The sequence below is a fragment of the Streptomyces sp. NPDC048417 genome (genome assembly GCF_040651615.1).
Lineage (GTDB): Bacteria > Actinomycetota > Actinomycetes > Streptomycetales > Streptomycetaceae > Streptomyces.
Genome location: NZ_JBEZKI010000024.1, coordinates 18,999 through 39,525 on the forward strand (window position 1 = coordinate 18,999; position 20,527 = coordinate 39,525).

Sequence of the window (20,527 nt, forward strand, 5' to 3'; positions counted from 1 at the left end):
GGGGTCTCGAACCCCGAACCGAACCCGCCGTGCGGCGGCTCCGGGCCATCGAGGTGCGGCACACCCAGGATAGCCCGGCGCTCATCGCGCGGATCATTCGCGATCACCCGCGATCATTCGCGATTTCCTCAGGAGAGCAGCCGACATGAGCACCCGTGCGCCCGCAGTGCAGGCGCGCCAGCTGACCAAGACCTACCCCGGTGACGTCACCGCGCTGAACGGCATGGACGTCATCGTCGAACCCGGCACCGTCTTCGGGCTCCTCGGACCCAACGGCGCCGGCAAGTCCACCACCGTCAAGATCCTCACCACTTTGGCCCGCCCGGACTCGGGCACCGCCACCGTGGCCGGCCACGACGTGCTGCGCCATCCGGACCGGGTACGCCGGGCGATCGGCGTGGTCGCCCAGAACTCCGGCGCCGACCCGGTCGCCACCGGCCGCGAGAACCTCCAGCTCCAGGGCAGGCTCTACGGCCTGCGCGGAGCGGCCCTGAACCGCCGGGTCGACGAGCTGCTGGCCCGCTTCACCCTCGGCGACGCCGCCGCCCGCCCGGTCAAGGGCTACTCCGGCGGAATGCGGCGCCGCCTCGACGTGGCCCTCGGCCTGGTCCACCGCCCCGAGGTGCTCTTCCTCGACGAGCCCACCACCGGCCTCGACCCCGAGGCCCGCACCGCGATGTGGGACGAGATCGGCCGGCTGGCCGGCCAGGAGGGCCTGACCATCCTGTTGACCACCCACTACCTGGAAGAGGCCGACCGGCTCGCCGAGCGGATCGCGATCGTCGACCGCGGCCGGGTCGTGGTCGAGGGCACCCCCGACTCGCTCAAGGGTGAACTGCGCGGCGACGCCGTCCATGTGGAGCTGCGCGAGGCACCCGGTGAGGCCGGCCGCACCCTCCTCACGGGCGCCCTGGCCGGGCTGCCGGGCGTGCACGAGGCGCTGTTCGACGGCCGCCGGATCAGCGCCCGCGCCGACGACGGGGCCGCCGCCATGCCCGCACTGCTCGCCGCACTGGAGCGGGCCGGGGTGACCGTGCTGGCCGCGACCGTCGCCCGCCCCTCCCTCGACGACGTCTACCTGCGCTACGCGGGCCGCCGTTACGCGGAGGCCGACACCACCGACGCGCTCGCACTGGCCGGAGGTGCCCGATGAGCAACGCCCTGTCCCAGACCTGGTACATGACCCAGCGCCAGCTGCTGGTCTTCGCCCGCCAGCCCGCGTACGCCGTCATCACCCTGATCCAGCCGGTGATCTGGCTGTTCCTGTTCGGCAACCTCTTCAAGAAGGTCGTCGAGCTGGGCGGCTTCGGCACCACCAGCTACCTCGACTACCTGGTGCCGGGTGTGGTCGTGATGAGCGCCCTCAGCTCCAACATGTGGGCGGGCATGGGCACCCTGGAGGAGATCCAGCGCGGCACCCTGAACCGCTTCCTGACCACACCGGTCAGCCGGGCCGCGCTGATGAACGGCAACGTGGTGAACAACGGCCTGGTCACCGCCGGCCAGTCGCTGATCATCGTGCTGCTCGGCCTGCTGGGCGGCGCCGACTACCCGGGCGGGATCGGGGGCATCGCCATCCTGGTGGTCGCCGCCGTACTGCTCGGCACCGTCTTCGGGGCGCTGTCCAACGCGCTCGGCATGCTGGTGCGGGAGCGGGAGTCGATCATCGGGATCAACACCTTCCTGCTGCTGCCGCTGACCTTCCTGTCCAGCGCCTTCATGGCGCCGTCCCAGATGCCCGGCTGGATGCGGCACATAGCCGACTTCAATCCGCTCGACTGGGCGATGGTGGCCGGGCGTTCGGCGATGTCGGCGGATCCCGACTGGGGTGCGGTGCTGGGCCGCGGCGGCGCACTGCTGGCACTGGCGGTCGCGGCCGTGTGGCTGTCGATCAGGACGTTCCGGTCCTACCAGCGGTCGGTGTGACCGACACGGGAACGGCGGCACCTGTGGGTGCCGCCGGTCTCAACGGCGCACGGCTCGACCGGCCGTGCGCTCTCCAGGCCTCGCGGTCTCAGGCGGCGGCCGCGCCGCCGCTCTCCTGCTCCGCCTCGATACGGGCGTTCCAGTCGCGCTTGGAGGCCTGCCAGCCGTCCTCGTTGTGGCCGAGGCGCCAGTAGCCGGAGATCGACAGGTCCTCGCGCGGGATCTGGCGCTCGACGCGCAGCAGGGCCCGCAGCTCCTTCACGAAGCTCGCCTCGCCGTGGACGAAGGCGTGCACCCGGCCCTCCGGGAACTCCATCCCCCGTACGGCCGTGACCAGGGCCTCGCCGACGGGCCGCGCGCCCCGGTGCAGCCAGACCACCTCCACATCGGAGTCGATCTTCTGCTCCTCCTCGGGGCCGGAGACCTCGATGAAGGCGAAGGTCTTCGCCCCGGCGGGCAGGGACTCCAGGGAGCGGGCGATCGCGGGCAGCGCGCTCTCGTCGCCGGCGAGGAGATGCCAGTCGGCGTCCACGGCCGGGGCGTAGGCGCCACCGGGGCCCATGAAACGCACGGTCTCGCCGGGCTGGACGCGACATGCCCAGGGGCCGGCCAGGCCCTCGTCACCGTGCACCACGAAGTCCAGGCTCAGCTCACGGTGTTCGGCGTCCCAGGAACGCACCGTGTAGGTCCGGGTCACCGGCCAGTGCTCGCGGGGGAACTCGGCGCGGATCCGCTCCATGTCGAAGGGCTCCGGATAGGTGACGCCTGCTGGCCCGAAGAGGAGTTTCACGTAATGATCGGTGCAGGTGTCCGCGGCGAAGCCGACCAGTCCGTCACCGCCGAGAACGACGCGCTGCATGTGCGGGGTCAACCGCTCGGTGCGCACCACCTGGGCGGAATGGGGCTTGCGCGGCTTACGTCCCGAGCGCTCTGCCATGACCGACCTCCGTACTCCATCGCTTAGGTTTACCTAAGTTAGCATCTCCTTCGTAGTTAACACCTCTTCCATGAACACTTGATGAGCGAGTTTTGCTGGAAGAATTCCTTCCGGGTCAGGCTTCCAGTGTCACCAGCAGGCGGTTCAGTGAGCCACCCAGACCCCAGCGGCCGGCCAGGGTGTCCAACTGAGCCGGGTCGCGCGGGGCCTTCGGCAGGGTGGTGTCGACGTCCGGCAGCGGGACGTCCCCGGCGACCCGGACCACCGTCGGCGCCACGGCCACATAGGGCCGGGCCTCGTCCAGCCGTTTGCGCTGCGACGGTGTGAGCCTGGCCTTCGGATCGTCGACGGCGGCCATGATCCCGGCGAGGTCGCCGAACTCGGCGAGCAGCTTGGCGGCCGTCTTCTCGCCGATGCCCGGCACCCCCGGCAGGCCGTCGCTCGGGTCGCCGCGCAGCAGCGCCAGATCCGCGTACCCGCTTCCGTCCACCCCGTACTTCTCGCGCAGCCACGCCTCGTCCGTCATCTGCAGCGTGCCGACGCCCTTGAGCGGATAGAGCACCCGCACCCCGCGCCCGTCGTCCACCAGCTGGTAGAGGTCACGGTCGCCGGTGACGATGTCGACCGGGCCGTCGGCGCGTGCGGTGAACGTGCCGATCACGTCGTCCGCCTCGTAGCCCGCGACGCCGACCCGGGCGATGCCGAGCGCGTCCAGCACCTCCTCGATGACCGGCACCTGCGGGGAGAGGGTGTCCGGCACCTCCTCCTCGTCCGGTCCCGTCGCGCGCTCCTCGGCGACCCGGTGGGCCTTGTAGGAGGGGATGAGGTCGACGCGCCACTGCGGCCGCCAGTCGGCGTCCATACAGGCCACCAGCCGGTCCGGACGGTGGTCCTTGACCAGCCGGTCGATGAAGTCCAGCAGCCCGCGCACGGCGTTCACCGGCGTGCCGTCCGGCGCCCTCACGGAGTCCGGGACGCCGAAGTAGGCGCGGAAGTACAGCGAGGCGGTGTCGAGAAGCATCAGTCGTGCGGTCACGCCTCGCATCATGCCGTACGGCACCGACAGCGACGGGGCGCTCCGCGGGCGTACGGCACGGACGGTCACGGGGCCGGTGCCGGAGTGCGGCTTGTGGAGACCTCGTGACCTGGCCCACTTGTGCGTTTGACCTGCGTGGACCAGGGCAGGCGCGGCTTCTGTCCCATGACCCCGAGGTGCCGGGGCCTGTGTTTCCAAGGCTTGGCGCCCCCGAGAGAGGTTCGCGTGTCACCCAGGCTAGAGACCGAGCACCTGTACAAAGTCTTCGGCAGACGAACCGACACCGCCGTGGAGCGGCTCCGTCACGGAGCCGACCGGGAGGAGCTGCGGGCCGACGGCACCACCGCCGCCGTGATCGACGCCTCCTTCCGGGTCGACCCCGGCGAGATATTCGTCGTGATGGGCCTGTCCGGCTCCGGCAAGTCCACCCTGCTGCGCATGCTCAACGGCCTGCTGGAACCGACCGCGGGACAGGTCCGCTTCGACGGCCAGGACCTCACCGCGCTCACCGACCGCGAACTGCGCGAGCTGCGCTCGAAGAAGATCAGCATGGTCTTCCAGCACTTCGCGCTCTTCCCGCACCGCAGCGTCCGCGACAACGCGGCCTACGGCCTGGCCGTGCAGGGCGTGCCCCGCGCCGAGCGCGCTCGGCGCGCCGACGAGGCGCTCGCCCTGTGCGGACTGGCCGGCTGGGAGGACTCCTGGCCTGACGAACTGTCCGGCGGTATGCAGCAGCGCGTCGGCCTCGCCCGCGCCCTGGCCACCGACGCCGATCTGCTCCTCATGGACGAGTCGTTCAGCGCCCTGGACCCGCTGATCCGCCGCGACATGCAGGACCAGCTGCTGGAACTGCAGAAAACGCTGAAGAAGACGATCGTCTTCATCACCCACGACCTCAACGAGGCCATGCGCCTGGGCGACCGCATCGCCGTGATGCGCGACGGACGCATCGTCCAGACCGGTACCGCCGAGGACATCCTGCTGCGCCCCGCCGACGACTACGTCGCCTCCTTCACCCAGGACGTCGACCGCTCCCGGGTGCTGACCGCCGCCGCCGTCATGGACACCGACGTGGCCGGCGACGAGGCGGACTGCGGCTGCGCCACCGCGACCCCGGACACCCCGTTCACCGAACTGTGCGCGCTCAGCGCCCGGTTGGCCCACCCGGTCGCCGTCCTGGACCGGGACAACGCTGTCGTGGGCGTCGTACCGCGAGCGCGTCTGGTCGGATTCCTCGCGGAGGACACGGGCGAACCTGTCGTCTGCGACGGCGGAGAGAAGGTGACCGCCCGTGCCTAGGCTGCATCTCGGCGACTGGGTCGACTCCGGTGTGAACTGGCTGGTCGCGCACATGTCCTGGCTCTTCGACGCGATCCGCGCGGTCGTCGAGGGCATGTACGACGGCATCGACGGCGTCCTCACCGCCCCCGCGCCCCTGCTGCTGGCAGGCATCTTCGCGGTCCTGGCCTGGTGGCTGCGCGGACTGACCGCGGGCGTCCTGGCCTTCGCCGGCTTCGCGCTCGTGGACTCCCTCGACCTGTGGGACCGCGCGATGTCCACCCTGGCGCTGGTCCTGGTCGCCACGGTGATCGCGCTGGTCATCTCGGTGCCGCTGGGCATCTGGGCGGCCCGCTCCAGGGCGGTCAGCGCGACCGTACGACCGGTTCTGGACCTGCTGCAGACCATGCCGTCGATGGTCCTGCTCATCCCGGCCATCCTCTTCTTCGGCCTGGGCACCGCCGCCGGCGTGATCGCCACCCTGATCTTCGCGCTCGCCCCCGGCGTCCGCATGACCGAGCTGGGCATCCGCCAGGTGGACGCCGAACTGGTCGAGGCCGCCGAGGCGTTCGGCACCACACCCCGTGACACCCTGCTGCGCGTCCAGCTGCCGCTCGCGCTGCCGACCATCATGGCCGGCGTCAACCAGGTGATCATGCTGGGCCTGTCGATGGTCGTCATCGCCGGCATGGTCGGCACCGGCGGCCTCGGCGGCGCCGTCAACGAGGCCATCGGCCAGCTCGACATCGGCTTCGGCTTCGAGGCGGGCGTCGGCATCGTCGTCCTCGCCATCTACCTCGACCGCATGACCAGCGCGCTCGGCACCCAGCTGTCCCCGCTGGGCCGCCGCGCCGCCGCCAAGGTCCGCCCCACTCCCTGGACCTACCGCCCCCGCCCGGCCGTCGCCGTGGTCGGTGTGGTCGTCCTCGCCCTGGTCGCGAGCGGTCTGGGCATCTTCGGCTCCTCGTCCGACAGCACCCCGGCCTCCGCCACGAACATCGGCCAGGGCAAGGAGATCAAGATCGGCTACATCCCCTGGGACGAGGGCATCGCCTCCACCTTCCTGTGGAAGGAACTCCTGGAGGAACGCGGATACAAGGTCACCACCAGCCAGTACGCGGCCGGCCCCCTCTACACCGGCCTCGCCACCGGCCAGCTGGACTTCGAGACCGACTCCTGGCTGCCCACCACGCACGCCGAGTACTGGAAGAAGTACGGCAAGCAGCTCGACGACCTCGGCAAGTGGTACGGCCCCACCTCCCTGGAGCTGACCGTCCCGTCGTACGTGAAGGACGTGAACTCCCTCGCGGACCTGAAGAACCACGCCTCGGAGTTCGGCGGGAAGATCGTCGGCATCGAGCCCAGCGCCGGCATGATGGGCCTGCTCAAGTCCAAGGTCCTCAAGGCATATGGCCTCGACGGGAGCTACCAGGTCGTCGACGGCTCCACGCCCGCCATGCTCGCCGAGCTCAAGCGGGCCTACGCCAAGCAGGAGCCCATCCTGGTCACCCTGTGGTCCCCGCACTGGGCCTACAGCGACTACCACCTCAAGAAGCTGAAGGACCCCCAGGGCGCCTGGGGTTCCGGCGACGGCGTGCACACCCTGTCCCGCAAGGGCTTCGCCGGGGACAACCCCGAGGTCGGCAAGTGGCTCAAGGACTTCTCGATGACGGAGCAACAGCTCACCGGCCTGGAGGCCGGGATCCAGAAGGCCGGTCAGGGCAAGGAGCAGGACGCGGTGCGGGCCTGGCTGAAGCGCAACCCGGGACTCGTCGACAAGTGGGCGCCGATCCGGAAGTGAGCGAGGGGGAGGGGGCCCGCTCCAAGCCGCACCGTCCGTGTGGCGAAGCCCACCTCTTCCCACCCGCTTCGGGCGGGGCCGGGACCCGTACTCTCTGACGCCCCGGTCCCGCCCGTTCCTGTGAGCAGCCCGTGATCCGCAGGCTTCTGCCTCTCCTGCTGTTGCTGACGGCCGCGGTGACCGTGCCGCAGTTCTCCGAGGCGAGTCCCGACCCGGCGTCGGTCGCCACCGCCCGGTTCGAGGCGCTCGCCGGGGACGTGACACGGGCGGACGGCGCGCTCTTCGACGCCCGGGACGACACCGGCCGGACCATGGACACCGCCGAGATCACCCCGATACCCGGGGCGTACGGCGGCGGCTACCTCGCGGTCTACCACACCACCCTTTCCGACGGCCGCTTCCACACGGCCGTCGCCACCTCCGCCGACCTGCGCACCTGGACCCGCCGCCACGACTTCGGCCCGGGCACCAGCCAGCCCTCCCTGCACACCGACGGCACCGGCGGATGGGTCGTCGCCTACGAGAAGGATCCGGCCAACCACATAGCGCTACGGCACTACCCAAGCCTCACCGCGCTGCTGGCGGGAACGGCCGACCGCGCGTTCGACGCGCCGCGTACCCTGTCCCGCTGCGCCGAGGGCACCCCGGACATCACCGCGGTCCACGGCGACACCGTGGAGCTGACCGGCCACTACCGCGCCGGCTGTGCCACTGACCGTCAACTCCGGGCCACCCTGCGGGACTTCACCGTCTGGCGGACCCGTCCGGATCGGCGCCTCGACCAGGCCGTCCTGGCCTGGGGCACCGCCGGGAACATCGGAGACCGCTCACGCATTGAACTGTTGGGGCAGCCCTTGGTCCTGATCGAGGGCCAGCGCCTGCGCGACGACTTCGGCAGCTGGTCGGCGTACGTCTACGATCCCGCCTCCGGCCGGGCCGACCGGCTCGGCCTGCGCACCCCCGGCGGCAGCGGCGCCTTCGCCAATCCGTCGGCCACGCTGCTCACCGACCCCGACGGCCGTCCGGCCCTCCTGGTCAGCGTCTTCATCCCGAAGGAGGAGTCCGCGCCCGGCGAGTCCGGCGAGCTCGTCTACTGGCGTGAACTGTGAGGGTCGCGCTCACCCGACGTGACGGGGATGTGACGCCCGCCTGAAACGGTTTGCCGAACATGCGTAGGGTGCAGAGAACCCAACAGAGGGGTCCGGCCGAAGCGGGGCACCCGGAAGAGTGAACGACGAGCGAAGGAGGGAGCCGGAGCGATGGGCGACCACAAAGACCAGCAGCCCGTGCGGGTGGGCGCGGCAGTCCGGCGGCGCCGCCGCGCGCTGGAGCTCACCCTCGCCGTCGTGGCCGAGCGCAGTGGCCTGTCCGTGCCCTTCCTGAGCCAGATCGAGAACGACAGGGCCCGGCCCAGCCGCACCTCCCTGGAGAAGCTCGCCGACGCCCTGCGCACCACGGCCGTCGAACTCCTCGCCGCCGCCGACCCGGCGTGCAGCGTGGACGTCGTACGCGCCGACGCCACCGAGCCGGACTTCGCGCGCAAGGTGCGCTCCCTGGTGCGCGGCCACCATCAACTGCACGCCTCGGAGTTCACCGGCGACCACGACGCCGGCCGCGAATTCCAGCACCGCAACGACGAGTTGATGTACGTCGCCGACGGCGCTGTGGAGATCGAGGCAGAAGGCCGCGCCTACCGGCTCGGCCGCGGCGACACCCTCTACCTCACCGGTGGAGTGCGGCACCGCTGGAGGGCGACGGTCCCGGACACCCGGGTGATCGTGGTGGCGGTGGCCGAACACATCGAGGCGGTCCAGGACCGCCCCCGTTGATGCGGGTGGTCTCCCTGGTGCCCTCGCTCACCGAGGCGGTCGCCGAAACGCTTCCCGAAGTCCTTGTCGGTGCCACCGACTGGTGCACGCATCCGGCCGACCTCGACGTCACCCGTGTCGGCGGTACCAAGAACCCCGAGCTGGACCGGATCCTCGCCCTCACCCCCGACCTGGTGATCGCCAACGAGGAGGAGAACCGCGCTCCCGACCTCGACGCCCTGCGGACGGCCGGTGTGGAGGTGCTGGTCACGGAGGTACGGGAGGTACCGCAGGCCTTCCGGGAGCTGGCCCGGGTGCTGACCGCGTGCGGCGCGTCCAGCCGGCCGCGCTGGCTGGACGAGGCCGAGGAGGCCTGGTCGACGCCGGTGCCCGAGCCTCGTACCACCGCGGTCGTCCCGATCTGGCGACGGCCGTGGATGGTCCTCGGCAGGGACACCTTCGCCGGGGATGTCCTCAAGCGGCTCGGGGTCGGGAATCCGTACGCCGCCGACCCCGAGCGGTACCCCCGCGTCCCGCTCGAGGAACTGAACGACGCACGGCCCGACCTGGTCGTCCTCCCGGACGAGCCCTACCGCTTCACCGCCGACGACGGCCCGGAGGCCTTCCCCGGCCTGCCGTGCGCCCTGGTCAGCGGACGGCACCTGACGTGGTACGGCCCGTCACTGGCCGAGGCGCCACGGCTGCTGGCCGGGGCCCTGCGAGCAGCTCTCCGCTGAGCAGTCCGCGTACGGTGCCGGCGGCGGCCGCGAGCCAGCCGGCGACGAGCAGGACGTACAGCCCCACCGCCAGCCAGTCGCACACCGCGAGCCCGGTGTGCCGGCCCAGCGCGGCGGCGCCCGTGACACAGGTCCCCACCGGGAAGGTGAAGGCCCACCACGTCATGGCGAACCGCATACCGTGCCGCCGCGCCCGCACCACATGGGCGACCGCCAGCGCCAGCCACAGCAGCGCGAACCCCATGACCGGAACGCCGTACAGCACGGCGAGGAGGCCGAAACCGGCGGCGTACGGGGCCGGTACGACCCCGGGGGCGAGGTCCGCGAAGGCACCCACCGCGGTGGTGGACTGTCCGAGCGGGCCCAGCACCAGGAAGATCGTGGGGGTGAGCGCAAGGGGCAGCGGACCGCCGGTGACCAGCCGGGCGAAGACGAGCGTCAGCATCAGCAGCGTGGCCAGCAGGCTCAGCCCGAAGAGCGCGAAGCAGCCGTAGAGCAGGGTCTCGCGCGGCTGCCCGGGCGGCAGGTGCGGGACCAGCCGCGGCCCGAGCGCGGCCGACACCATGGGCGCGACCAGCGGCAGCAGCCACACCGGGGTGGCCTGAGCGGGCTCGACCCGATGCCGTACGGCCAGCAGGTACGGCACGGTGACGGCGGCCGCGAGCCCCACGGCCGTACCGGCGACGAACAGCACGGCGTCGAGGGCCACGGCCGCGGGCTCGCCGATCCAGTCCTGCCCGAGGGCGAGGGCGCCGCCGCCGACCGCGAGCAGGGCCATGGAGAGGCAGCCGTAGAAGGGGGCCACGGCGGGGTCGCGGAGGTGGGCGCGGGCCTGGTCGGGGTGGTGGGTCCAGTGCAGGGCCCGGGCGGCCAGCAGGACCACGAGTTGCAGCAGGGACAGCGCCCAGACGCCGACGAACAGCTCGTGCAGGCCGTCGACACCGAGCGCGGCGCCGCCGAGGGCGAGGGCCGCGGTGCCCATGACGGCTGCGTACCAGTTGGGGCCGAGATGCCGGACTGAGGTGACCATGAACCAACCGTCCCGCTGATGCGGGGGCGCGACCAGGGAGTCCGTGTCTATGGGGGCATAAGCTGGTCTTATGAGCACGACGGGCGAGACGGGGGATCGGGCGGCAGGCGGCACGCTGGCGCACCGCGTGCCGGACCTCGGTGCGCTGGAGCTGCTCCTGGCGGTGGCGCGGCTGGGCAGTCTCGGGGCGGCGGCCCGGGAGGTCGGCATCACCCAGCCGGCGGCCAGCAGCCGGATCCGCTCGATGGAACGGCAGCTGGGGGTGGCCCTCGTCGACCGCTCACCCCGCGGCTCACGGCTCACCGACGCGGGGGCGCTGGTGACCGACTGGGCGCGGCGGGTGGTGGAGGCGGCCGAGGCCTTCGACGCGGGGGCGCAGGCGCTGCGGGACCGACGGGACTCGCGGCTGCGGGTCGCGGCCAGCATGACCATCGCCGAGTACCTCCTTCCCGGCTGGCTGCTCGCGCTGCGCGCGCAGCGCCCCGACACGGCGGTGTCCCTGCTGGCCGGCAACTCGGCGGCGGTGGCCGAACGGCTGCTCGCGGACGAGGCGGACCTGGGCTTCGTGGAGGGGCTGACGGTTCCGCAGGGCCTGGACTCGACGGTGATAGCCCACGACCGCCTGATCGTGGTGACGGCCCCCGCGCATCCGTGGGCCCGCCGCCGGCGCCCGCTGGCGGCCGAGGAGCTGGCGGCGACCCCCCTGATCCTCCGCGAACGCGGCTCCGGCACCCGCCAGGTCCTCGACGCGGCGCTGGGCGGTCTGGCCCGCCCGCTGATCGAGCTGTCGTCGACGACGGCGGTGAAGGCGTCGGCGGTCGGCGGCGCGGGCCCGGCGGTCCTGAGCGAACTGGCGGTGGGCGAGGAACTGGCGATGCGGCGCCTGGTGAGCATCCCGGTGGAGGGCATCGCGCTACGGCGCGACCTGCGAGCGGTCTGGCCGACGGGCCACCGCCCGACCGGCCCGGCCCGCGAGCTGCTTTCCCTGACCCGGGGGTGAGGGACCTTCGCCCATCCGGCTCGGTCACTTGACGGGGAGCGGTCGGAAAACACACCCCGTCCGGCCCTCGAGGACGATGCCGTCCAGGCCGACGCGGGGGCGGGGGGGCTGGGGCCGGCGGGGCGAGCCCCCTGGAGGACGGGACGGGTAGCGGCGGCGGGGCGAAAAACCCTTCGCGGCGGTCGGCCCGCGACCTCCACCATCACCCCATGCCCACCCCCGCCCCACCCGCCGAAGGCACCCGTACTCCCTGGGAAGCCCTCCCCGCCCCCGTCCGTGCCGCCGTCGCCGACCTGCTCGGCGGCGCTCCGGTCACCCACGCCGCCACCCAACCCGGCGGCTTCTCCCCGGGCGTCGCCGCCCGGATCCGCACCGCCGCCCACCGCACCGCCTTCGTCAAGGCGGTCAGCTCCGACTCCAACCCCCACAGCCCCGCCCTCCACCGTGCGGAGGCCCGCAACGCCGCCGCCCTCCCCGTCTCCGTTCCCGCGCCCCGCCTCCTCGGCAGCTACGACGACGGCACCTGGGTGGCCCTGGTCTTCGAGGAGATCGACGGCCGCCAGCCCCGCATCCCCTGGCGTCCGGACGAACTGCGTCGCGTCCTCGACGCCGTCGCCGCCCTCGGCAGCACCCTCACCCCTTCCCCTGTCGCCGCCCCGCCCGCCGCCGAGCACCTCGGAGACACCTTCGACGGCTGGCGCGCCCTGACCGAGGCACCCGACGGCGTCGCCGACCGCCTCGGCACGTGGACCGTCTCCCATCTCGCCGAGCTGGCCGCCCTCGCCGCGCCCTGGCGGGATTCCGTCGCCGGCGACACGCTCGCCCACGCCGACCTGCGCGCCGACAACATGCTGCTGACGGCCGACGGCTCAGTCGTCTTCGTCGACTGGCCGCACGCGGTGCGGGCCGCCCCCTGGTTCGACCTCCTGGTGATGCTGCCGTGCGTACGGGCGCAGGGCGGCCCGGACCCGGAGGACGTGTTCACCGCGCATCCGCTCGGCCGGGACGCCGAGCCGGCTGCCGTCACGGCCGCACTCGCCGCGCTGACCGGCTACTTCCTGGAGCACTCGGTGCGGCCCGCGCCGCCCGGCCTGCCCACCCTGCGCCCGTTCCAGCGCGCGCAGGGCGACGCGGCCCTGGCCTGGCTCAGGTCGCGGCTGTGATCAGTGCCCGCATCACCCGCAGGTCCTCGCCCATCTCGGGGTGCCACTGCACTCCGAGGACCCAGCCGTGGCCGGCGGGGAGTTCGATCGCCTCGACCGTCCCGTCGGCGGCGTGGGCCGAGGCCAGCAGGCCGGTGCCCAGGCGGTCCACCGCCTGGTGGTGGAAGGTGGGGACGGCGCTCTCCTCCGGGACGGTGTCGGCGTACCGCGTTCCGGGAACCGGCTTCACCGCGTGGTGGCCGAAGACTCCCGGCACCTCCGCGTGCCCGTCTATGTGCTGGACGAGGGTGCCGCCGAGGGCGACGTTCAGGAGCTGCATGCCCCGGCAGATCCCGAGCAGCGGTGTGCCCGCCGTCAGCGCCGCGTCGATCAGGGCCAGCTCCCAGGTGTCCCGGGCGCGCGCGGGGCGGCCGGTGCGGGGGTCGGGTTCGGCGCCGTAGCGGACCGGCTCCACGTCCGGGCCGCCCGCGATCACCAGACCGTCCAGGCGGGCCACCGTCGCCGCCGCGTGCTCCGGGTCGTCCGGCGGCAGCAGCGCGGCCAGGCCGCCCGCCCGCTGGACCAGACGTGGGTAGCCGGCCGGCAGCAGGGCCGCCTCCAGCTCCCAGACGCCCCAGCGCGCCCCGGCCTCCAGGTATGTGCTCACGCCGATCAGCGGCCGTCCGGCCATGGACCCTCCCTCAAAGGTGTGCGTCCACACCTTTATGGCACGGCGAGGGGCCGTTACGCCAGAAAGCCCCGGAGCAGAGCGGCCGTCCCCGCGCAGTGCTCCCGCATCATCTCGCGGGCGCCGTCCGCGTCCCCGTCCAGGACCGCCTCCACCAGGGCGATGTGCTGGCGCTGCGAGTGCTCCAGGTTGCGGACCAGGAGCGGGATGCAGTCGAGCAGGTCGTTGACGGTCGCCCGGACCGCCGCGTACTGGGCGGTCAGGGACGGCGAGCCGCACAGTTCGGCGATCGTGAGGTGGAGCAGGGTGTCCAGGCGGCGGTAGTCCGCGAGCGGTGCCTCGTGGGTGCGGGCCAGGGCGTCGCGGAGACGGTCCGCCTGGTCGCCCGACAGCCCGTGCGCCGCGCACAGTCCGGCCGCGCCCACCTCGAGGACCTCGCGGAAGCGCAGCACGTCCTCGATGTCGACCTCGGCGATCCGGCGCCGCAGCTCGTCCTCGCCGCCCGCGTCGGCGCGCGGCAGCACGAACGTGCCGCCGTACCGACCGCGCCGGGACTCCACCAGACCCTGGTCCTGGAGCACCTTCAGCACCTCGCGCAGCGTCACCCGGCTGATCCCCAGCCGCTCCGCCAGCTCCCGCTCGGCGGGCAGCCGCTCGCCGCCCGGAACCAGGCCCAGCCGGACGACCTGGAGGATCTGCTCCAGCGCCTCCTCGAAGCCGTTGCCCGCCCGTACCGGTCGCAGTACCGGCGTCAACGGGTCGTCGAGGGCGCCGTCCGCATCCAGCGACATATGGCCGTACCCCCTTCCCAAGCAATGGTTCTCGCCAATACCTTAGAACTCCCGGCCCGGCCGCAGCAGCGCGATGAAGCCCAAGGAGTCCTCCCGTGGCAGACCGCACACCCCCGCTCAGCGTCGAGGAACTGCACACCCTCGTCGCGAGCGGTGAGATCGACACTGTCGTCCTGGCCTTCCCCGACATGCAAGGGCGGCTGCAGGGAAAGCGGTTCGCCGCCCGCTTCTTCCTCGACGAGGTCCTGCGCCACGGCACCGAGGGCTGCAACTACCTGCTCGCCGTCGACACCGAGATGAACACGGTCGAGGGCTACGCCATGTCCTCCTGGGACCGCGGCTACGGCGACTTCGCCATGCACCCCGACCTCGCCACCCTCCGCCGGGTGCCCTGGAACGCGGGCACCGCCATGCTCATCGCCGACCTCGCCTGGAACGACGGCTCCCCGGTCGTCGCCGCGCCCCGGCAGATCCTCCGCCGCCAGCTGGAGCGCCTCGCCGAACTCGGCTACACCGCACAGGTCGGTACGGAGCTGGAGTTCATCGTGTTCAAGGACACGTACGAGGCCGCCTGGGACGCCAACTACCGCGGGCTGACCCCGGCCAACCAGTACAACATCGACTACTCGGTGCTCGGGACCGGCCGGATCGAGCCGCTGCTGCGCCGCATCCGCAACGAGATGGCCGCCGCCGGCCTCACCGTCGAGTCCGCCAAGGGCGAGTGCAACCCGGGCCAGCACGAGATCGCGTTCCGCTACGACGAGGCCCTGGTCACCTGCGACCAGCACGCCGTCTACAAGACCGGCGCGAAGGAGATCGCCGCCCAGGAGGGCGTCTCCCTCACCTTCATGGCCAAGTACAACGAACGCGAGGGCAACTCCTGCCACATCCACCTGTCGTTGACGGACCCGGACGGCGCAGGCGTCTTCGCCGCCGAGGACGGCATGTCCGAGGTCATGCGGCACTTCCTCGCCGGACAGCTCGCCGCCCTGCGTGACTTCTCGCTCCTGTACGCGCCCAACATCAACAGCTACAAGCGGTTCCAGCCGGGCTCCTTCGCCCCGACCGCGGTCGCCTGGGGCCACGACAACCGCACCTGCGCGCTGAGAGTCGTCGGCCACGGCCGCTCCCTGCGCTTCGAGAACCGGCTGCCCGGCGGCGACGTCAACCCGCACCTCGCCGTCGCCGGCCTGGTCGCGGCCGGGCTGTACGGCGTCGAGCAGAAACTCGAACTCCCCGAGCCCTGCCCCGGCAACGCCTACACCGCCGACTTCGCGCACGTCCCGACCACCCTCCGGGAGGCCGCCGAGCTGTGGGAGAACAGCCCCATCGCCAGGGCCGCCTTCGGCGACGAGGTCGTCGCGCACTACCGCAACATGGCCCGCGTCGAGCTGGCCGCCTTCGACGCCGCGGTGACCGACTGGGAGCTGCGCCGCTCCTTCGAACGCATGTGAGGCACCACTTGTCGCAACAGTACGAACTCGACGTCCTCAACCCGGCCACGGAGGAGGTGATCGTGACCGTCTCGGGGGCTGTTGAGGAGGACATCGACACCGCCGTACGACGGGCCGCCGGGGCCCAGCGGCGGTGGGCCGCGCTCGCGCCCGGCGACCGGGCCCGGCTGCTGCGCCGGTTCGCCGTCGTCGTCGACGAACACCGCGAGGAGCTCGCACAGCTGGAGGTCCGGGAAGCCGGGCACACCATCGGCAACGCCCGCTGGGAGGCGGGCAACGTCCGCGACCTGCTCGACTACGCGGCCGGCGGCGTGGAGCGGCTGACCGGGCGCCAGATCCCGGTACCCGGCGGCCTCGACATCACCCTCCTGGAACCCCTCGGGGTCGTCGGCGTGATCGCCCCCTGGAACTTCCCCATGCCGATCGCGGCCTGGGGGACCGCCCCCGCCCTCGCGGCCGGCAACGCGGTGATCCTGAAACCCGCCGAGACCACCCCCCTCACCGCCCTCCGCCTCGCCGAACTAGCCCTGGCGGCGGGCCTCCCCGAGCACCTCTTCCAGGTGCTGCCCGGCCGCGGCGACATCGCGGGCGAGGCCCTGGTCCGCCACCCCGGCGTCGCCAAGATCGTGTTCACCGGCTCCACCCGCGTCGGCAAGCGCATCATGGCGCTCTGCGCGGACCAGGTGAAGCGCGTGACCCTCGAACTCGGCGGCAAGAGCCCCAACATCGTCTTCGCCGACGCCGACATCGAGGCCGCCGCGGCCGCCGCCCCCATGTCCTTCCTGGACAACTCCGGCCAGGACTGCTGCGCCCGCACCCGCATCCTCGTCCAACGGTCCGTCCACGACCGCTTCCTGGAACTCCTCGCCCCCGCGATCGAGTCCGTCACCGTCGGCGACCCGGCCGACGAGAAGACCGACATGGGCCCGCTGATCTCCAGGTCCCAGCTGGAACGCGTCCGTTCGTACGTCGACCCCGACGCGCCCGGCATCCGGGGCAAGGCACCCGAGGGCCCCGGCTTCTGGTTCCCGCCGACCGTCCTGACCGGCGTCGACCCGCACGCGCGCGTGGCCGTGGAGGAAGTCTTCGGACCCGTCGCCGCCGTTATCCCCTTCGACGACGAGGCCGACGCGGTCCGCATCGCCAACGACAGCGACTACGGCCTCTCCGGCTCCCTGTGGACCCGTGACGTCGGCCGCGCCCTGCGCGTCTCCCAGGCCGTCAAGGCCGGCAACCTGTCCGTCAACTCCCACTCCAGCGTCCGCTACTGGACCCCCTTCGGCGGCTACAAGCAGTCGGGGATCGGCCGCGAACTCGGCCCGGACGCGCTCACCGCCTTCACCGAGACCAAGAACGTCTTCATCAGCACGGAGGGCCCCGCACAGTGACCGCTGAGACCCCTGACATCGTCTGCCGCCGACTCGTCGGCCGCACCGCCGTCATCACCGGAGCCGGCAGCGGCATCGGCCTCGCCACCGCACGGCGGCTCGCCTCCGAGGGCGCGCACGTCGTCTGCGGCGATGTCGACGACACCCGCGGCAAGGCCGCCGCCGAGGAGGTCGGCGGGCTCTTCGTGAAGGTGGACGTCACCGACGCCGAACAGGTCGAGGCCCTCTTCCAGACGGCCTACGACACCTACGGCAGCGTCGACATCGCCTTCAACAACGCCGGCATCTCGCCGCCCGACGACGACTCCATCCTGGAGACCGGCCTGGAGGCCTGGAAGCGCGTCCAGGAGGTCAACCTCACCTCCGTCTACCTGTGCTGCAAGGCCGCCATCCCCTACATGCGGCGCCAGGGCAAGGGCTCCATCATCAACACCGCTTCCTTCGTGGCCCGGATGGGCGCGGCGACCTCACAGATCTCGTACACCGCGTCCAAGGGCGGAGTTCTGGCCATGTCCCGCGAACTGGGCGTCCAGTTCGCCCGCGAGGGCATCCGCGTCAACGCGCTCTGCCCGGGACCGGTCAACACCCCCCTCCTCCAGGAACTGTTCGCCAAGGACCCCGAGCGGGCCGCCCGCCGCCTCGTCCACATCCCGCTGGGCCGGTTCGCCGAGGCCGAGGAGATCGCCGCCGCCGTCGCCTTCCTGGCCAGCGACGACTCCTCGTTCGTCAACGCCAGCGACTTCCTGGTGGACGGCGGGATCTCCGGGGCGTACGTCACACCCCTGTAGGAGCCGCCCCAACTCCCGTCCTACAGTGCGGGAGTGAGCATGACGCCGCCCGGCTGGTACTGCGACCCACTGGCTCCGCACCTGGAGCGCTGGTGGGACGGCAGGACCTGGACCGCGCACCGGCGCACCCCGTCCGGTCTCCCCGCGCCGCCGACCCCGCCGGCGGCCGGGGCGTCCGGACGCGCCAAGGCGGTCGCGCTGATATCCGCCGGGGCCGTGCTGGCGACGGCGATCGCCGGCGGCGCGACCGTGCTGCGCACCGACGGGCTGCGCGCCGGCACGGACACCACGATCAACACCGCCCCCACCGGCCCACCGCCGCCGTCCCTCGTGGTCGACCAGCTCAACGGCATCACCCTGCCGGTCCCGACCGGCTGGACCAGCCCCTCGTACCTCGCCCAGGACGACGTCGTGATGACCACCGACGGCACCTACGCCTGCCCGGCCGACACCGGCCGGTGCCGGCACGGCGAGGTCCTCAGCCGTACGGCGGGCAGCGCCGACGGCACCTCCGCGCGCACCGTCGCCGAACGGGACGTACCGGACGCGGCCGAGGCGGCCTACGGCCACGATCCCGGCGGCCGCCGGCCCTTCGGCGGCATCCGGTCCCACCAGGTCGTCAAGGCCGGGCGGGTCGCGGTCGCCGGCGGCGACGGATACCTGGTGCGCTGGCGGGTGCGGACAGCCGAGGGACCCGGCGGCTACGTCCAGTCCCTCGCCTTCCCCTCCCACACCGGCGTCCCGGCCCCGGTCGTCGTCCGGTTCGTCTTCGACGCCGGCCCGGACGGACCGCCGCTGTCCGACATGGAATCGATCGCCGGCGGCATCCGCCCGGTGGACCGGAAACCGGAGGGTTAGAGGAAGGTGTGACCTTCCCCGCGGTACGTCGGCACGGTCGCCGTCACCCGGTCGCCCTCGACCAGATGCAGCTCGGCGAACCGCTCGCACAGCTCGCCCGCCTTGGCGTGCCGGAACCACACCTTGTCGCCGATCAGCAGGTCGTCCGCCGCCGAGCCGAGCAGCGGGGTCTGCACCTCGCCGGGGCCCTCCTGCGGGTCGTACGACAGCCCCTGCGGCAGGTACGGCACCGGCAGCCGGTCGGGGCCCGCGGCGCCCGAGGCCGGGTAGCCGCCGCCGAGGACGGTGACGACCCCGACACCGGGCCGCCGGACCACCGGCATGGCGAACAGGGCGGCCGGCCGGCCGGTGAACGACGTGTAGTTGTCGAAGAGCCGGGGCACGTACAGGCCCGACCCGGCCGCTATCTCGGTGACCGCGTCCTCCGCCGCCGTGGTCTGCACACTTCCCGTGCCGCCGCCGTTGACGAACTCCAGGTCCGGCACCACCGCCCGGACCGCCCGCACCACCGCGGCGCGCCGCTCGGCCAGCTCACGGCGGGCGGTGGCCTGCATCAGCCGGACCGCGCGGGAGCGCAGCGGCCGGCCGGCGACACGGTCCCCGACCCCGGCGATGTGCCCCTCGTACGCCATGATCCCGACCAGCTCGAAGCCCGGCCGCCGGGCCACGGTCCGCGCCAGGTCGGCGAGCTGGGCGGGGGAGTACAGCGGCGAACGCCGGGCCCCGACCCGCACCCGGCCGCCGAGCAGCTTCAGCGAGGTGTCCAACTCCAGGCAGACCCGCACCACTTCGTTCCCGCCGGCGCGGGCCGCGTCGATCAGGTCGAGGTGCGCCGGGTCGTCGATCATCACCGTCACGGCGGCGGCCAGCTTGGGGTCGGCGGCCAGCTCGGCGAACCGGGCCCGGTCCGCGGACGGATAGGCGAGCAGGATGTCCTCGAACCCCGAGCGCGCGAGCCACAGCGACTCCGCGAGCGTGAAGGACATGATCCCGGCGAAACCGTCCTTCGCGAGGACCCGTTCCAGCAGGTGCCGGCAGCGTACGGACTTGCTCGCGACCCGTACCGGCTTGCCGCCGGCCCGGCGCACGAGATCGTCCGCGTTGGCGTCGAAGGCCTCCAGATCGACGATCGCGAGAGGGGCGTCCAGATGGGCGGTGGCCCGGTCGTAACGGGCCCGGTCGGCGGCGCGCGCAGTCATGAACGAAGCCTGCCAGACAGGATTACCGCAGGGTAGGGGGACGATACGGGCAGATGCCCCGGGGTCGTGGACTGGTTCCCGTTCGCCCTCGGACAACCCGTAGAGTGACGCGCACGTACGGCGGAACGACCCCGGCCGCCTGACCCGCGCCGGGATGCGGATCCGCGGGTGCGGGTATGCGTGCCCGGGGGCGGACGTCTGTCGCGCCGAGGAGCACGCCGGCCCGTACGCGGAGTTGGCCCGGGCAGGAGGAAACGGGGGCGTATGAGCACGGAAGCGCGGCACGCCCCGATCCCGCGACGCCCTTCGCCCGATCCCGCGCAGGCCGCCGACGGGGCGGCCGGCCACGGTGAGGATCCGGATGCGGCTGCGGCCGACGCGACCGGTCGGACCGGCGGCCCGGGGTTCTTCGACCGGCCGAACCGGGTGAACTGGTCGCACGGGTCCGACGTATCCACTGGTAGGGCCGACACCACCGGGCAGGACCAGCTGCCGGGACGGCCCGGCGTGCAGCAGAGTCGTGAGGACCGGACGAGTCGGGGCGGTGCGGTGGCGCAGGGCGAGCAGGGTGCGGGGGACAGGCCGGGCGCCCGCCCGGCGTCCGCCGAACGCATCACACGCCCCCGCTATCCCGACCTCCGTCCCCCGCAGAGCCCGCCCACCGCG

The 20,527-nt window shown here is 72.6% G+C and carries 19 protein-coding genes; 13 read left to right on the forward strand and 6 right to left on the reverse strand.

Features of this window, described 5'->3' with window-relative positions:
* Nucleotides 1-145 precede the first annotated feature (145 nt).
* Nucleotides 146-1,153, forward strand: coding sequence for an ATP-binding cassette domain-containing protein (locus tag AB0D59_RS33225; RefSeq protein ID WP_362573509.1), 1,008 nt, complete (start codon nt 146-148; stop codon nt 1,151-1,153).
* Nucleotides 1,150-1,926: an ABC transporter permease gene (locus AB0D59_RS33230; RefSeq protein WP_362573512.1), complete on the forward strand. Its 777-nt coding sequence runs from the start codon at nt 1,150-1,152 to the stop codon at nt 1,924-1,926. The genes AB0D59_RS33225 and AB0D59_RS33230 overlap by 4 nt, the downstream gene beginning before the upstream one ends.
* Before the next feature lie 88 nt (nt 1,927-2,014).
* Here the strand turns inward: AB0D59_RS33230 and AB0D59_RS33235 are convergent, their stop codons facing one another.
* Nucleotides 2,015-2,863 (reverse strand): siderophore-interacting protein, encoded by an 849-nt coding sequence (locus AB0D59_RS33235; protein WP_362573515.1) that lies wholly within the window; start codon nt 2,861-2,863, stop codon nt 2,015-2,017.
* A gap of 115 nt (nt 2,864-2,978) precedes the next feature.
* On the reverse strand, nt 2,979-3,908 hold the full coding sequence (locus tag AB0D59_RS33240) for a 5'-3' exonuclease (protein WP_362573911.1): 930 nt from the start codon (nt 3,906-3,908) through the stop codon (nt 2,979-2,981).
* 216 nt (nt 3,909-4,124) lie between these two features.
* Here AB0D59_RS33240 and AB0D59_RS33245 point away from each other — a divergent pair, with 216 nt between their 5' ends.
* The 5 genes from AB0D59_RS33245 (at nt 4,125) to AB0D59_RS33265 (ending at nt 9,523) form a co-directional block, all read left to right on the forward strand.
* Nucleotides 4,125-5,198: a glycine betaine/L-proline ABC transporter ATP-binding protein gene (locus AB0D59_RS33245; protein WP_362573518.1), complete on the forward strand. Its 1,074-nt coding sequence runs from the start codon at nt 4,125-4,127 to the stop codon at nt 5,196-5,198.
* Nucleotides 5,191-6,978 (forward strand): ABC transporter permease/substrate binding protein, encoded by a 1,788-nt coding sequence (locus AB0D59_RS33250; RefSeq protein ID WP_362573521.1) that lies wholly within the window; start codon nt 5,191-5,193, stop codon nt 6,976-6,978. The genes AB0D59_RS33245 and AB0D59_RS33250 overlap by 8 nt, the downstream gene beginning before the upstream one ends.
* Before the next feature lie 131 nt (nt 6,979-7,109).
* Nucleotides 7,110-8,087: a hypothetical protein gene (locus AB0D59_RS33255; RefSeq protein ID WP_362573523.1), complete on the forward strand. Its 978-nt coding sequence runs from the start codon at nt 7,110-7,112 to the stop codon at nt 8,085-8,087.
* 150 nt (nt 8,088-8,237) lie between these two features.
* Entirely contained in the window at nt 8,238-8,807 is a 570-nt protein-coding gene (locus tag AB0D59_RS33260) for an XRE family transcriptional regulator (protein ID WP_351700387.1), read from the forward strand.
* Nucleotides 8,807-9,523: a helical backbone metal receptor gene (locus tag AB0D59_RS33265; RefSeq protein WP_362573526.1), complete on the forward strand. Its 717-nt coding sequence runs from the start codon at nt 8,807-8,809 to the stop codon at nt 9,521-9,523. Before AB0D59_RS33260 ends, AB0D59_RS33265 begins: the two co-directional genes overlap by 1 nt.
* On the opposite strand, the gene AB0D59_RS33270 is transcribed toward AB0D59_RS33265, so the two are convergent.
* On the reverse strand, nt 9,435-10,553 hold the full coding sequence (locus tag AB0D59_RS33270; RefSeq protein WP_362573529.1) for a TDT family transporter: 1,119 nt from the start codon (nt 10,551-10,553) through the stop codon (nt 9,435-9,437). The two genes, AB0D59_RS33265 and AB0D59_RS33270, sit on opposite strands and share 89 nt — an antisense overlap.
* Before the next feature lie 70 nt (nt 10,554-10,623).
* On the opposite strand from AB0D59_RS33270, the gene AB0D59_RS33275 reads away from it, so the two are divergent.
* Both AB0D59_RS33275 and AB0D59_RS33280 read left to right on the forward strand, forming a co-directional pair.
* Nucleotides 10,624-11,553, forward strand: a complete 930-nt coding sequence (locus AB0D59_RS33275; protein WP_362573532.1) for a LysR family transcriptional regulator — start codon at nt 10,624-10,626, stop codon at nt 11,551-11,553.
* Between the two features lie 209 nt (nt 11,554-11,762).
* A complete protein-coding gene (locus tag AB0D59_RS33280; RefSeq protein WP_362573534.1) occupies nt 11,763-12,716 on the forward strand; it encodes an aminoglycoside phosphotransferase family protein in 954 nt (317 codons plus the stop codon).
* Here the strand turns inward: AB0D59_RS33280 and AB0D59_RS33285 are convergent.
* Nucleotides 12,700-13,386, reverse strand: a complete 687-nt coding sequence (locus tag AB0D59_RS33285) for a gamma-glutamyl-gamma-aminobutyrate hydrolase family protein (RefSeq protein WP_362573537.1) — start codon at nt 13,384-13,386, stop codon at nt 12,700-12,702. The genes AB0D59_RS33280 and AB0D59_RS33285 overlap by 17 nt on opposite strands.
* 53 nt (nt 13,387-13,439) lie before the next feature.
* Nucleotides 13,440-14,174, reverse strand: a complete 735-nt coding sequence (locus AB0D59_RS33290) for an FCD domain-containing protein (protein WP_362573540.1) — start codon at nt 14,172-14,174, stop codon at nt 13,440-13,442.
* A 95-nt stretch (nt 14,175-14,269) separates the two neighbouring features.
* Here AB0D59_RS33290 and AB0D59_RS33295 point away from each other — a divergent pair, with 95 nt between their 5' ends.
* Genes AB0D59_RS33295 through AB0D59_RS33310 form a run of 4 tightly spaced genes read left to right on the forward strand, consistent with a single transcriptional unit; the run spans nt 14,270 to nt 18,662 of the window.
* A complete protein-coding gene (locus AB0D59_RS33295; protein ID WP_362573543.1) occupies nt 14,270-15,628 on the forward strand; it encodes a glutamine synthetase family protein in 1,359 nt (452 codons plus the stop codon).
* Between the two features lie 8 nt (nt 15,629-15,636).
* Entirely contained in the window at nt 15,637-17,016 is a 1,380-nt protein-coding gene (locus tag AB0D59_RS33300) for an aldehyde dehydrogenase family protein (protein ID WP_362573546.1), read from the forward strand.
* Nucleotides 17,013-17,804: a 3-oxoacyl-ACP reductase gene (locus tag AB0D59_RS33305; protein WP_362573549.1), complete on the forward strand. Its 792-nt coding sequence runs from the start codon at nt 17,013-17,015 to the stop codon at nt 17,802-17,804. The genes AB0D59_RS33300 and AB0D59_RS33305 overlap by 4 nt, the downstream gene beginning before the upstream one ends.
* Before the next feature lie 39 nt (nt 17,805-17,843).
* Nucleotides 17,844-18,662 (forward strand): DUF2510 domain-containing protein, encoded by an 819-nt coding sequence (locus AB0D59_RS33310; protein ID WP_362573913.1) that lies wholly within the window; start codon nt 17,844-17,846, stop codon nt 18,660-18,662.
* On the opposite strand, the gene AB0D59_RS33315 is transcribed toward AB0D59_RS33310, so the two are convergent.
* Nucleotides 18,659-19,861, reverse strand: coding sequence for an amino acid deaminase/aldolase (locus AB0D59_RS33315; protein ID WP_362573552.1), 1,203 nt, complete (start codon nt 19,859-19,861; stop codon nt 18,659-18,661). The genes AB0D59_RS33310 and AB0D59_RS33315 overlap by 4 nt on opposite strands.
* Between the last annotated feature and the right edge of the window lie 666 nt (nt 19,862-20,527).